This is a genomic window from Amphritea sp. GJ51-11 (assembly GCF_055808735.1).
This window is the reverse complement of sequence record NZ_CM147881.1, coordinates 3579183-3593037: the sequence shown is the minus strand read 5'-3', so window position 1 is coordinate 3593037 and position 13855 is coordinate 3579183. Positions and strand designations below refer to the sequence as shown.

Below are 13855 nucleotides of genomic sequence, written 5' to 3'. Positions count from 1 at the left end.
ATGTCCAATTTGTTAAATATTGGTAGTCAGGCGACGCAGGCGAACCAGTCGGCGTTGAGCACTATCGGTCAGAATATCAGTAATGTGAATACTGACGGCTATAGCCGTCAGCAGGTTAACTTGGTTACCCGGCCTGATTCCGCGGGCGTGTTCGTGCAGGACGTCGAACGGATAACCGATAAGTTTCTCACCCAACAGGTGTGGACCGACCTGTCATCCTATAACCAAACCTCTACTTATGCTGATCTATCAGGGCGACTGGATAATCTATTAGCCAGCGAAACCCAGAGTGTTTCGGCGGCGTTAGATGATTATTTTGGCGCATTGCAAAATGCAGTGGACGATCCTACCTCTATCGCTAACCGTGAACTCTTTGTGGCGCAGTCTGAAGCGCTGGTGCAGCGTTTTAATAGTCTTGATGCCAATATCCGTGGGCAAGAAGATACTATTAATCAGCAGCTCGAAGGCTATGCCAGTCAGGTGTCTACCTTGGCTGAAAATATTGCCGGTCTTAATGAAAAAATTCGCTTTGCTGCCGCCGCAAATAACTCGGCCAATGACCTCCGAGATCGTCGTGATGAATTGACTAATCAGCTTTCAGAGCTGGTTGGGGCGACGGTGGTCGATCAAACAGAAAATGAATACAGTATTTTTATCGGCAATGGTCAGCCGCTGGTGGTTGGATCCTCGGCTGAGAAGTTTATTACGGTACAGGGTAATCCTGATAGTTCTCAGAAAGAGATCGCTTTGGTTATCGCTGATAATGTTATCAATATCAACGATTCTGTCAGCGGCGGAAAAATCGGTGGCCTGCTGCAGTATCGTAACGAGGCACTGGGAGATGCACGTAACGAACTAGGATTAATTGCGATCGGTTTATCTGAAAGCATGAATGAGCAGCATCGGTCGGGGATAAACCTCAATAACGAGTTCGGTGGTGATCTATTCACCGATATGAACAACGATTTTTTACAGCAGCAACGTGTCTCTGCAAATACCAACAACTTCTCTAATGTAGCCTCAGCACGGGTTGAAATTCAGGATGTTGCTTATCTACAGTCATCTGATTATTCATTGACGGTAGGGGATGGTGATAAATTCACTCTGACACGTCAGAGTGATGGCAAGCAGATATCTATTAATCAACTAACCGCCGTGACTGATCCGACACCGGCAACACCGTTAACCTCGGCTGATCGAGGTGATGCTATCGCAGCGGTGGGTCAGGGTGAATATTTCTTTGATGCAGAAAGCGGTTCACTCTCCTTTGCCGTGGACGGTATGAAAGTCACCATCGACACCTCTAACCGTTTTGCTAAAGGTGATCAGTTTTTGATTCAGCCCGTGAAGAGTGGCGCTGAAGATCTATCATTAGTGGTTCAAGATGGGCGACAGTTAGCGTTAGCATCCCCTATCCGGGTTACGACGGATGCGAATAATCAGGGTACAGGTGTTGCGGTTGCTCAGGTGACCGATCCCAAGGATATTGCGGTTACCGGTGGCGAGCTTAGTCCGCCAATACAAATCGTTTTTAATACACCGGCAGCGGGGTCATCAACGACCACCTTCACCGTTTACGATATGAGTGATAGTGATAACCCGCAGCCTATTGCTTTAACGCTGGATGACTCTCTGGGTGCACAGACTGTCCATGATTACAGCCCTGGTGATGATATTCAGCTTGAGGGTTATTCAGTTAGTATCAGTAATATGCCAAGCGCAGGTGATCGCTTTAATTTTGGCTTTAACCAAGATGGTGTTTCCGATAACCGTAATGCGTTAGCGCTATCGAACCTGCAGCAAAGCAACCTGTTCGACCGAGGCTCTTATCAGGATATTTATGGCAGCTTGGTTGAGCGAGTTGGTACCCGCACGGCGACGGCGGTCATTTCTGAACAGGCGAATAAAGCGGTACTGGATACCAGTACGAGTGCCAAAGACAGTGTATCCGGTGTTAACCTCGATGAAGAAGCGGTCAAGCTGGTGCAATATCAACAAGCCTATCAAGCGTCTGCTCAGTTAATTAGAGTCTCTCAAACGATTTTCGATAGTCTGTTAAATAGTATTTAAGAGGAAGGTTGAAACATGCGTATATCAACCCAACAGCAGTATTTGAAAGCCAGTGAAAACATGCAGCAAGGCCAGATAAATCTGGGTAAATTGCAAGAGCAGATTTCGACCGGTAAAAAACTGGTAAACCCCTCCGATGATCCTGTTGCGGCAGCACAGGTTATCAAGTTAGAAAGGGAGCTGGCGCAGAATGAAAAATATGATGACAACATCAATGTTACTCAGCGGCGTTTAGAGCTGGAAGAAACCATTTTGGATGATATCAATATAGCTATTGATCGGATGCGTGAGTTAGGCGTTCAGTCGGGTAATGGTGTATTGGGTGATCAGGATCGGGCCAGTATTGCCAGCGAGCTGTATCAGTTAACGGATTATGTTGCCGGTTTAATGAATACTCAGGATTCTGAAGGTGAGTATCTGTTTGCCGGTAGTAAAGGTTCAACGCAGCCCTATGTCGAGTCAGGCAGCGGTGGCTATGATTATATGGGTGATGACGGGCAGCGTGTAATTCAGGTCGGCAGTAATTTGTTTATACCCTCGAATGACTCAGGCCAGTATCTGTTTGAATCCGTTGAAGGGCCATTGCAAGTAAAGCTTGCTGGGCAGTCAGTAACTAATGGCAATAGCTTTATCTCCGAGGCTGGGTTTCAAAACCAAGCGGCGGAAGATCAATTTGAGAAAGCCACTAATGGGCTAGGGGATCTGGCGGTGACCATCGAAGAAGCCACCCCGGGTAACTACAGCTATACGATTAAAGATAGCGGCGGAAATACCCTCGATGCAGCTGCATTTGTGCCGGGTGACAAGGTATCGTTTGAAGGGCTTGAGTTTGAGCTGGGTGCTGTGTCAGCTGACCCGTTAGATAACACTATCGTGATTAATACAGGGGCTGAGCGGAAGAATGTTCTTGAAGTCGCGATAGATCTTGCAAATGTATTGGCTCAACCAGTGACCACAGAGGAAGAGCGTACAGCGTTAAATGAGGCGGTGGCAACAGGCATTAGTCAATTTAAAGAGGCTGCGGAGCGTACTTTAGAGGCGCGCTCCACGTTGGGTTCTCGCTTGAATACGCTCGAATACGCGACGAGTTCAAACCTTGATTTTAAGCTGTTGACGGAAAGCACACTGTCGGCGTTAGTTGATGCAAGCCTTGATGAGGTAATTAGCGAGTTTAAATTGCAGGAAGTGACACTAGAAGCCGCACAGGCAACTTTTGGTCGTGTGACGTCGCTCTCTCTATTTAATTACATCAATTAAGCTTTATAACATCGCAGAATAGCTGAGTGTTGGTTGCAGGCTGGCAGTACCGGAGGTGATGACATTTCATTGGAGGGCATGGAATGCCATATTACCGAAGAAAGCAGGTTCCGTTAGAGCCTGTTTGCCACTCCCAAGTGTGCCAAATACCGTAAACCATACCTGTTGATCAATAAGATTGACTGCCTGTATCGCCTGTCGAAAAGTCAAACATACTCATCTATTTCTATTCAATGCATCAGTTGTGCGGGAATACCTGTGCGGTATCTGGATGATGCCGCTGGAAAAGATCGATTACCCGACCTGCTAGGCCGAGATTAAGACGGATTTTCCTGCGTTATACCCGTGAGGCAACAGCTCAATGTAGTTGGATCGTCCTTAAGCGCTACAAATCACCCAATGTAATCATACGTAACATAGTGTGTCGATGAAGAATGAATCGCTAATCTTCACCGTCTTAGGTTTGTGTTTACGGGGTTTTGTAGGCCTTGGCCATTTTTCGGCCTTTATTGTTTTGTAACGATTCTTTTATCAGGGCTTGGCGGCGCTGCTGCAGCAAGGGCGCTATGTGGGTATTCATCTCCTGCATGGCGATGACGAGTTGGCTGATACGCTCGGATGTTGGCTTATCCGTCGGTGCCGATAACGTTTCGGACTGCTGCATAAGCTGCTGTCGGGCTAGCTGCAGCCGTTGCACTTCGTCCCAGTTGTTTTGTTCTACGGCGGCGAGCATTTGTTTTGTTAATTCAAATGCCTGGCGAATTATTTCAAACATTATTTTATCCTGACTATTTTGCTAAAGCAGGCTGAATAGCTGCCGATATAGTAGATACTTGGCCATACTAAGGCAGTCGCTAAGTGGTTCAGATAAAGACTATAAAAGAAAGTCTGTGGATTCTCTAAGGAAAGCACAAAAGAATCGCTAAAGTATCTTAAAAAATGGTCGATAAAGTATTCCATACCCGGTAGCGCTCCGATTTATAAAGCGTCAGAACGATACCGACAATGTACAAATTAACGGCCAGTCAGATCTGGTTGATATGAGGAGAACAACTCATGAGCTTAGTAATTAATTCCAACATCATGTCGTTAAACGCGCAGCGTAACCTAACGAGCTCTCTGAACGAGCAAAATCAGGCAATGGAACGACTAAGCAGTGGTAAGCGTATCAACTCAGCTTCTGACGATGCTGCAGGCCTTTCCATCGCTAACCGTATGACCTCTCAGGTGAGCGGCCTTAACCAAGCGGTTCGTAACGCGAATGATGGTCAATCACTGATTCAAACCGCAGAGGGTGCGTTGAGCGAGTCAACCAACATTTTGCAGCGGATGCGTGAACTGTCTATTCAGTCTGCCAACGGTACCTACGATAGCGGTAACCGTTCAACTATGGATGCGGAAGTTAAGCAGTTGGTTGCTGAGCTAGATCGTATCTCTGAAACCACTAGTTTCAATGGCCAGAATGTTCTGGACGGCAGCTTGGGCAGCGTTACGTTACAGGTCGGTTCTGAAGCCAACCAGACGATTGAAATGAAAATCGGTGCAATGGACTCTAAGTCATTGGGCTTAGGATCCACTAGTGCTGATGTAATGGGGGCTTCTATTACTAAAGCCAATATCTCGCTTGAAAATAATACAGCGACGATTAATGGCCAGTCTATTATGGCGATCGGTGAAACGTACAGTGGTGCTACCGATAATGTGGGTGAACTCGTTGATGCGATTAATACCAATGTGAGCGGGGTTTCGGCTTCTACTTATGCAGAGTTAACTGCTACTACGGCGGGTGATGGTATCTTAGTTGAAGGGACTGACACATTAACAGTAACGCTGACTAAGCTTGATGGCACTACCGCAGCCATTAGTGTGACGGATACTGATAGCCTCGAATCTTTGGTAGATAAGCTAAATGAAGAAGGCGGCGGTTTATTAAGCGCTTCAATTACCGATGACAATAAGCTGAATATTAGTGCCGAAAATGTTGCTAGTGTTGGTATCACCGATGCTGGTGGTGCTGCTGGTACCATCGCCGCGAGTGCAGAGGCGTCTATTGCCCTTTCTTCAGATTCGGGCGATGACATCACTATCGAGCGAGGTTCTGCTGGTAACGCAGCTGATTTAGAAGCATTAGGTTTCCGTGAGAGTAATGTTTCTGGTGTTATCGAAGGCGCAGCCTCCGATGGTGGTACAACAACGTTGGCTGCTGGTGATGTAACGATTAATGGTGTGAAGGTTGGTGCCGGTGAATCGGGTGCTTTACAAGATACTGTGGCTGCGATTAATGACGTTAGTGATGAGTCAGGTGTGACAGCTAATGCTTTTACATCGGTTGAAATTGATACTGCAACTAACTCAACAGGTGCGGGTACCGCTGCAGCGTTTACTATTAACGGTGTAACCATCGCTGCGGGTGCTGATGCGAAACTGTCGACAACGGTTGATCAGATTAATGCTAAAACTGCTGAGACAGGTATTACGGCTGTACTTTCTGGTAGTGAACTGCGTTTAGAGGGTGATGTAGCTTCGATTACGTTTGGTGATGCTGCTGGTGCTTCCGATAGCGGCGCGGATTTTGCGGCTGTTCTCGGTGCGGGCCTTGCGGGGGCTGGTGCCGATGTTGATGACGGCGTCGGTGGTGTCAAACTGACATCTGATAGTGGTTCGCCAATTAGCGTTGATGTCACAGCCAATGGTGCACTGGCAACAGGTCTACTGGATGCGAACACTACTTCGAATGGTGCATTTGGATCTTCACTGAGCAGCATTGATATCTCTACAGCAGCTGGTGCCCAGAAAGCTATCGGTGTGATTGATAACGCCCTTGAAACCATCAACTCCACCCGTGGTGATCTCGGTGCCGTGGCTAACCGTCTGGACTTCACCGTCAGCAACCTGTCTAACGTTGCGGAAAACGTTTCCGCTGCACGGTCACGTATCGAAGATGCTGACTTTGCGGAAGAATCCGCGAACCTGAGTCGTGCGCAAGTACTGCAGCAGGCGGGTACTGCGATGTTGGCTCAAGCTAACGCTGCGCCACAGCAAGTGTTGTCACTGCTACAATAAGTGTTTAAGGGGACTCTGTTTTGCTTTTATGAGTTCTTCTTTGCGTAGCCCTGAAAGTTAAAGTCCCTCACCCACCGTTGGTGGGGGATTTTTCGTTAAGGAGAAAGAAAATGTCAGTTGAATCTATGAATTCAGGCAACACTTTAGCCACGGCTCAGCCACCAACACCCTCGGTACGTCAGGGTGAGGCCGCTGCGGTAAAAGCCGTATCCCCTGTTGAAAATTCGCAAGTGTCGCAGGAGATGAGTGCTGAAGAGTTGGAAGCGATGGTTGATAAGCTCAATGAGTTTATGCATAACGGTCAGCGCAACTTAAATTTCTCAGTCGATAGTGATACTAAAGAGACGGTTATTAAGGTGATGAACACCGAAACCCAAGAAGTAATTCGGCAGTTTCCTACCGAGGAAGCGCTGAAACTGACCAAGCATATTGACGGTATGATGGGGCTAATATTTAACGATCATGCCTGATTCGGTGTAAACTGTTTTAAATAAAGTGTTTTATAGGCGGCCGGTGGCTGCGTTTAGATGATAGGAGTTGTTATGGATACCAGTATTGTTTCCGCGTTGGGCTTCGGTTCAGGTATCGATACCGTGTCACTGGTTAACCAGTTGATTGATGTCGAAAGAGCTCCCCAGCAACAGCGTCTTGATTCTAAAAAAGAAACATTGGATGCGCAAATCTCAGCCTATGGCGCATTAAAAAGCAGTTTGTCTGAATTTCAGGGGCTGCTTGAACCGCTTGCAAATAATGACACCTTTAATTCCCGAGCGGTATCGTTCCCAGAAACAGATGTTGTTACGCCCAACAGTCTCGGTACGGATGCGCAGGTCGGCAGTTATCAGCTTGAAGTGATTGAGGTGGCTCAAGCGCAATCTCTCGCGATTGGCACTACCGCAGCAGATAAAAAATCAGCACTGAATGTTTCCGGTAATTTAACTATTAGTCTTGGCACCTGGACCTATGCGGCGGGTGAGCCCAGCGCGTTTGCCGAGAATGAGAGTCAAACCTCTATCGATGTAGCCATTACGACAGATGATTCGCTGCAGGATATTGCCGATAAAATCAACGAAGCCGACTCTGATGTGCAAGCATCGGTGTTGCTGGTGGACGGTAATTATCAGCTGATGATTTCAGCCCCCTCGGGTGAAAATAATGCACTGCAGATTACCAGTGATGATGCTAGTAAAGACGCCGAAGGGTTAAGTGGTTTTGAGTTTAATGCTGCTTATTCGGCGGGTGTGACCGAAACTCAGCAGGGTCAAGATGCACATTTGAAATTGAATGGTCTCGATGTTTATCGCGACAGCAATGAGATTGATGACGTAATGCAAGGATTGTCATTCTCAATCAATAAGGCCAGTCCGGGCGAAAAATTTACATTTTCCATTTCCGAAGAGAAAGATACCGCTGAAACCGCGATTCGCAATTTTATTGATGGGTATAACAGTTTATATACCACGATGAAATCATTGACGGGTGTGACAACCGATGCTGAAACCAACCTGACCTCTCAGGGTGAGTTGGCAACGGATGGTACGGCTAAAAATCTGCTAGCGCGTATTCGTAGCATGATCTCTGATGCAGTCCCGGGGGTGAGCGAGTTTAATGCCCTAACGAATGTTGGTATTCGCACAACGTTGGATGGAACCCTTGAAATCGATTCTGAAGATTTTGACGCCGCGATGAAGGATCAGTTTGATAAGGTCGCATCGATTTTTGCGCCTCAGACCTCTTCAACCAGTAGTGGCGTCGATGTGGTGATTGGTAGTTACGCCTCGAAAACGGTGTCTGGCACCTACAGCGGCTCAGTGACGACTTCACCCGCTAAAGGGTCAGTACTGAGCGATCAAGATTTTAGTGCATTTAATACGACCACTCCTGGGGGCGATTTTTCGTTTGCTGTGACGGTCGATGGTGTTACCTCTGAATCGTTAACACTAGCAGGTACTTTTAACACTGCTGAAGAGTTGCGTGCAGAGTTACAATCATTGATCAATAATGATGATTCAATCTCAGGGGCCAATGCGTTTGTTGATGTAGTTCTCGATGGCGATAAGATACAGCTGCAATCTCGTCAGTATGGTAGCACTTCAAAGGTTGAGTTCGATGCGGCAGGCACCGAGTTTGCCAGTGCAACCGGTTTGTCGGACGCCTCAATCTCTACCGCGGGTGTCGATGCCACTGGTACGATTAATGGTGAGGCAGCCTTTGGCTCTGGCGAAGTATTACTGCCCGCAATAGATACCGATCCCTATGGTTTAAACCTGACGGTGCAAGAGGGGACCACTGGGGATTTTAGTTTTACCTTCTCTCGCGGTTTTGCCGGTGAGCTGTCATTGCTGATCGATAATTTTCTCTCGAGTACAGGCGTGATTCAATCGAGAGAAGACAGTATTAATAATCAGCTCGATGGTATCGTTGATGACCAAGAGAGTCTTGATCGTAAGATGAGTATAAAAAGTGAGCTTCTGACACAGCAATACCTGGCAATGGAGCAAATTATTGCCAGTTTTAGTAGTACTGCCGATTCGTTGACAGGGCTGACCGATCGTTTACCGTTTACATATTCATCATAATTTATAGTGCTTTTGGAGTTGTTAAAAAAATGAATGTTAATCTGAATGCTTTGAAACAGTATAAAAGTGTCGGTTTGTCAGCGGCGGTTCAGACCGCTTCGCCACAGCAGCTTATTACCATGCTGTTTGATGGTGCATTAACCGCGTTAGCGAAAGCAAAGGGTTCAATTGAGCGTAAAGATATACAAGGCCGATCAGAGCAACTGAATAAAGCGAACGATATTATTTTGGGTCTGAAAGACTTTCTTGATCTCGAAAAAGGCGGCGATATCGCTGAAAATCTCGATGCGCTGTATGACTATATGGTACGTACTATTTCTAAGGCTAACCGTGATAATGACGCAGAGACAGTGCAGGAAGTGATGAACTTGCTGTTAGAAATAAAATCCGGCTGGACTCAGATGGATGTGCCTGCTTAAGTACTCTTTTGTGTTATAGCGCTTTAGCTTGAAACAGTGCAGTTTTACTCTAATTACCCAAACCGCCACTAGGCGGTTTTTTGTTGTCTGATGGATGCTCTATCACGTGAATAGAGACTCAATAAAGCATGTGTCAAAAAAACATCACCATCTTTGGTTGTCTTTTATCGCTGCATGTCATAAATTTGACGTATTGTTGTGTCATGTTCTGTCCTTTGAGGGCTTAAGCCGTTTGGGCACAACACCGAGTGATTGTTAATCTGGTAAGCCTATGAGTAGCCCGTTACATATTATTTATATCGATGATGATGCTGATAATCGCAGGCGCCTGTCGCAACGGTTAGATTTTGCTGATATCCGTCATATCACCACAGACTATGTGTCTTGGTTGCAAGAGAGTAACGAGCCGGGCGATCGAGCGGTGGTTTGGTTGGGGCATTGTGGGCTACCGATTTCAGTGGAAAAGCTGATGCAGCAACTCGATCAGATTGATGACAAGCTGCCGGTGATTGCGATCAGCCCTTGGACGGAGCTAGACCAGCTCTCTGAAAAGCTGCAAGAAAAAGTGATTGGTCGGTTAAATCCAGATGCTAGTTTGACGGAGCTAACGGTGATGTTGCACCGGGCGCTGATCTATCGTCAACTACAGTTGCAATATGCCGGTCAGCCGGACCTCTTTTCCCCTAAGTCCGTCGCTAGCCAATTTGAAGGGATGGTCGGTCACAGTGAATCGATGGCGCTGGTGCGCAAGATGATCAGCCAGGTGGCGGGGCGAGATGTAAATGTATTGATTACCGGTGAAAGCGGCACCGGTAAAGAGATCGTCGCGAATAATCTACACCGCGCCTCTAAGCGTACCAATGGGCCTTTTGTGCCGGTCAACTGTGGTGCTATTCCGGCGGACCTGCTGGAAAGTGAACTCTTTGGTCACGAAAAGGGCGCCTTTACTGGAGCGATTAGCTCCCGGGCAGGGCGGTTTGAATTGGCCAATGGTGGCACGCTGTTTTTAGACGAGATCGGTGATATGCCTCTACCGATGCAGGTTAAGCTTCTGCGGGTGCTGCAAGAGCGCTGCTTTGAACGGGTCGGTGGCAGTGTCACGATCGATTGCGACGTGCGCATCATCGCCGCGACCCATAAAAACCTCGAACAGATGATTGTCGATGGGAGTTTCAGAGAAGACCTTTATTACCGTCTCAATGTTTTCCCTATCGATATGCCGCCTCTGCGTGCGCGAATAGAAGATATTCCGCCATTGGTGGACGAGTTTGCTCGCCGGGTTGCTAATGATGGTTTTGGCCGTATTCGTTTTCATCCGGCGGCGATTCGCTCGTTACAGCAGCACGATTGGGCCGGCAATATCCGAGAATTAGCTAACTTAGTGGAGCGTCTGGCTATTCTGTATCCCGATGCGGTGGTGGGGGTCAGTGAGCTGCCAGCGAAATTTCGCCATATTGATGAGCCGAATCCTGAGCTGTATCGCGGGGCGGATGCTGTTCAGGATACAGAGGCACTGGCCGAGACTGAGTCCGGTGTGCTGGCGTTGCCGGATGAGGGGATGGATCTTAAGCGCTATACCGAGGCTATCGAACAAACCTTTATTACTCAGGCGCTGGACAAAACCGGTGGGGTCGTGGCAAGGGCAGCTGATTTGTTGCAGATTCGTCGCACCACGCTGGTGGAAAAAATGCGTAAATATGGAATTCAGCGAAAATAGATGATGACAGACGCCGATACTAAAATAGCTCAGCTTGAGCAGGAAGTGGCTCAACTGAAATCTCAGCTTGATGATATTCGTCAAGTGAGTGTAGAGAAACAAGCGGCCCATGATCGCCTATCGGGGCGCTTGGAAGATCTGCTGGATCTGTTGCCGGCCGGGGTTGTGGTGATTGACAGTCGCGGGCGCGTGGCCGAATGTAATAGTGCCGCCGAGCAACTGTTAGGGCTGCCACTAAAACATGAAAGCTGGGTGGGGGTTATCCAGCGTAGCTTTGCCCCCCGTAGTGATGATGGCCATGAGGTATCGTTGAAGAGTGGCCGCCGGGTGAGCCTGTCGACCAGCACTTTAGCGAATGAAGCGGGGCAGTTGTTAATGCTGACCGATCAAACCGATACGCGCCTGTTGCAGGGACGCCTAGCCCATTATCAGCGGCTCTCTGAGATGGGCCGGATGATGGCCTCCTTAGCGCATCAGGTGCGTACTCCGTTGTCTGCTGCACTTCTCTATGCTGGTCATCTGATGAAGCCTGAGCTGCGTCCGGAACAGCGAATTAAGTTTGCCGGTAAAGTAAAGTCACGGCTGGAAAACCTCGAGTTACAGGTGCGGGATATGCTGATCTTTGCGCGTGGCGAAACCCGTTTGGAAGATCGTATCACTATCGCGCAACTGTTTCGTGAATTGGAAGATGCACTGGATATGCCGTTGCTAAGCTGGGATGCGGATTGCGACTGTATTAATCGGGTGCCAGAACTACAGTTGCAGTGCAATAAAGACTCGTTGCTGGGGGCGATCATGAACTTGGTCAACAATGGTTTGCAGGCTGGCGGTAAGGGCTGTGAACTGGTTATTGAAGCTCAGTTGGTGGGTGATAAGTTGGGAATCGAGGTGCGAGATAATGGTCCGGGTATGGATGCAGAGCTTTGTCACAAGGTGATGGAACCGTTTTATTCGACTAAGTCTCACGGTACTGGCTTAGGTCTCGCAGTGGCTCAGGTGGTGGCTAAGGCGCATCATGGTGAGTTTATTCTGCGTTCTCAACCGGGTGTTGGCACTCAGGCTGCTTTTCTGATCCCTTATCAGACCGATGGTCAAGTAGCTGATCAGCGCGATAATCAAACAGACCGCTTAACCCATGACGGCAGGATCGGATAGTTTATGAGTATGAAAATATTAGTGGTTGAAGACGATGCCGATCTGCGGGAAGCGCTGGTGGATACCCTTGAATTGGCGGGTTTTGATTACCTCGAAGCCGAATCCGGCGAACAAGCACTCGAGGTGATCGCCGAGCATTCCGTCGATATGGTGGTTAGTGATGTCAATATGGGTGGCATGGATGGTCATCAACTGTTGGCGAAAATCCAGCAAACTCAACCCTGTTTGCCGGTGATGCTGATTACGGCCTATGGTCAGGTGAATAAAGCAGTAGATGCGATTCGCAGCGGTGCGGTCGATTACCTGATGAAGCCCTTTGCACCTGAGGCTTTGATTGAGGTGGTGAAGCGTTATACCGGCAGTCACCTTAATGAACAGGATAATCTGCAACCAATTGCTGAAGAAAATAGCAGTAAGCAGCTATTGCAAGTGGCCAGACGGGTTGCTGAAACCGATTCAACAGTATTGATTACCGGTGAAAGTGGTACCGGTAAAGAGGTGTTAGCGCAGTATATTCATGTGCACTCGCCCCGGGCCGACAAGCCGTTTATTGCCATCAACTGTGCGGCAATTCCCGAAAATATGCTTGAGGCGACTCTGTTTGGTCATGAAAAAGGGGCCTTTACCGGCGCTTATACCAGCAATCCGGGTAAATTCGAGCAGGCTAACGGCGGTACGATTTTGCTCGATGAGATTTCCGAGATGGATTTGGGGCTACAGGCTAAATTGCTACGTGTCTTGCAAGAGCAACAAGTCGAACGTGTCGGTGGACGTAAAATTATTAACCTCGATGTGCGAATTTTAGCCACCACCAACCGTAAGCTCGAAGAGTTTGTCGCCGAACATAAGTTCCGTGAAGACCTCTATTACCGGCTGAATGTTTTTCCTCTGCAGTGGTTGCCGCTGCGGGAACGTGTTGGTGATATCGTGCCATTGGCGCAGCGCCTGTTGGCAAAATATTCCCGCAAAATGAACCGTACCGCGGTATCGATGAGTGATGAAGCGCAACGGGTTTTACAAGCGTATCACTGGCCCGGCAATGTTCGGGAACTGGATAATATTGTCCAGCGCTCTTTGATTTTGCAGCAGGGGGCGTTGATCGGTGCCGCGGATCTACATATTCAGCCCGGCAGTATGCAAACCGCCGATATGGCTGGTCGAATCGAGGCAGTTGCCTTAGCCGGTGATGAGCCGAGTCAGTTGGGCAACGATATGAAGCAGCACGAGTTTCAGCTCATTATCGAGACCCTGAGAGAAACCAATGGCAGCCGCAAAGACGCGGCGGAAAAACTGGGGATTAGTCCTCGAACATTGCGTTATAAACTGGCGCGGATGCGTGAGGCAGGGATCGATCTGGATGCAGAATTGAAAAGCTAGGCTCTCAGCGTATCAGCCAAAAAGCCTCTTTTCATACGCCTAAAGTTGTATAAAAAGGGGCTTGTACGACTAATGGCCTGCGCCGGATAGACCAATGTCTAATTCAGGAAGAATTAGTCCCTTAGGTATAACATTAACCACTAGAATAACGATTTTAACGGCACGGCTCGATTCGAGTCTGAGCTGATTGAAAAGTAACTTGAAAAATCTCGCCGCGA

General features: G+C 48.1%; 10 protein-coding genes. 9 read left to right on the top strand and 1 reads right to left on the bottom strand.

Going from position 1 to position 13855, the window contains the following annotated elements; genetic code table 11:
• On the top strand, positions 1 to 2070 hold the full coding sequence (gene flgK, locus AC0L4K_RS16135) for a flagellar hook-associated protein FlgK (protein WP_473267180.1): 2070 nt from the start codon (positions 1 to 3) through the stop codon (positions 2068 to 2070).
• Between the two features lie 15 nt (positions 2071 to 2085).
• Positions 2086 to 3327: a flagellar hook-associated protein FlgL gene (flgL, locus tag AC0L4K_RS16130; RefSeq protein ID WP_417223751.1), complete on the top strand. Its 1242-nt coding sequence runs from the start codon at positions 2086 to 2088 to the stop codon at positions 3325 to 3327.
• Positions 3328 to 3796: 469 nt separating this feature from the next.
• Here the strand turns inward: flgL and AC0L4K_RS16125 are convergent, their stop codons facing one another.
• Positions 3797 to 4102 (bottom strand): flagellar protein FliT, encoded by a 306-nt coding sequence (locus tag AC0L4K_RS16125; protein WP_473267179.1) that lies wholly within the window; start codon positions 4100 to 4102, stop codon positions 3797 to 3799.
• Between the two features lie 281 nt (positions 4103 to 4383).
• Between AC0L4K_RS16125 and AC0L4K_RS16120 the strand changes: the two genes are divergently transcribed.
• The 7 genes from AC0L4K_RS16120 (at position 4384) to AC0L4K_RS16090 (ending at position 13637) form a co-directional block, all read left to right on the top strand.
• Positions 4384 to 6390: a flagellin N-terminal helical domain-containing protein gene (locus tag AC0L4K_RS16120; RefSeq protein WP_473267178.1), complete on the top strand. Its 2007-nt coding sequence runs from the start codon at positions 4384 to 4386 to the stop codon at positions 6388 to 6390.
• A 110-nt stretch (positions 6391 to 6500) separates the two neighbouring features.
• Positions 6501 to 6860 (top strand): flagellar protein FlaG, encoded by a 360-nt coding sequence (locus AC0L4K_RS16115; protein WP_473267177.1) that lies wholly within the window; start codon positions 6501 to 6503, stop codon positions 6858 to 6860.
• Between the two features lie 72 nt (positions 6861 to 6932).
• Complete coding sequence (gene fliD, locus AC0L4K_RS16110) at positions 6933 to 8969, top strand: flagellar filament capping protein FliD (RefSeq protein ID WP_473267175.1); 2037 nt, start codon at positions 6933 to 6935, stop codon at positions 8967 to 8969.
• A 29-nt stretch (positions 8970 to 8998) separates the two neighbouring features.
• Positions 8999 to 9388, top strand: coding sequence for a flagellar export chaperone FliS (fliS, locus tag AC0L4K_RS16105; protein ID WP_417223759.1), 390 nt, complete (start codon positions 8999 to 9001; stop codon positions 9386 to 9388).
• A 271-nt stretch (positions 9389 to 9659) separates the two neighbouring features.
• Positions 9660 to 11105, top strand: a complete 1446-nt coding sequence (locus tag AC0L4K_RS16100; RefSeq protein ID WP_473267173.1) for a sigma-54 dependent transcriptional regulator — start codon at positions 9660 to 9662, stop codon at positions 11103 to 11105.
• Positions 11106 to 12260 (top strand): sensor histidine kinase, encoded by a 1155-nt coding sequence (locus tag AC0L4K_RS16095; protein ID WP_417223762.1) that lies wholly within the window; start codon positions 11106 to 11108, stop codon positions 12258 to 12260.
• Between the two features lie 3 nt (positions 12261 to 12263).
• A complete protein-coding gene (locus AC0L4K_RS16090) occupies positions 12264 to 13637 on the top strand; it encodes a sigma-54-dependent transcriptional regulator (protein ID WP_473267171.1) in 1374 nt (457 codons plus the stop codon).
• The last annotated feature ends 218 nt before the right edge of the window (positions 13638 to 13855 follow it).

Bases quoted from the DNA above. Each gene is read 5' to 3' on its own strand.
- flgK (WP_473267180.1), top strand. From the start codon at position 1: ATGTCCAATTTGTTAAATATTGGTAGTCAGGCGACGCAGGCGAACCAG.
- flgL (WP_417223751.1), top strand. From the start codon at position 2,086: ATGCGTATATCAACCCAACAGCAGTATTTGAAAGCCAGTGAAAACATG.
- AC0L4K_RS16125 (WP_473267179.1), bottom strand. From the start codon at position 4,102: ATGTTTGAAATAATTCGCCAGGCATTTGAATTAACAAAACAAATGCTC.
- AC0L4K_RS16120 (WP_473267178.1), top strand. From the start codon at position 4,384: ATGAGCTTAGTAATTAATTCCAACATCATGTCGTTAAACGCGCAGCGT.
- AC0L4K_RS16115 (WP_473267177.1), top strand. From the start codon at position 6,501: ATGTCAGTTGAATCTATGAATTCAGGCAACACTTTAGCCACGGCTCAG.
- fliD (WP_473267175.1), top strand. From the start codon at position 6,933: ATGGATACCAGTATTGTTTCCGCGTTGGGCTTCGGTTCAGGTATCGAT.
- fliS (WP_417223759.1), top strand. From the start codon at position 8,999: ATGAATGTTAATCTGAATGCTTTGAAACAGTATAAAAGTGTCGGTTTG.
- AC0L4K_RS16100 (WP_473267173.1), top strand. From the start codon at position 9,660: ATGAGTAGCCCGTTACATATTATTTATATCGATGATGATGCTGATAAT.
- AC0L4K_RS16095 (WP_417223762.1), top strand. From the start codon at position 11,106: ATGATGACAGACGCCGATACTAAAATAGCTCAGCTTGAGCAGGAAGTG.
- AC0L4K_RS16090 (WP_473267171.1), top strand. From the start codon at position 12,264: ATGAGTATGAAAATATTAGTGGTTGAAGACGATGCCGATCTGCGGGAA.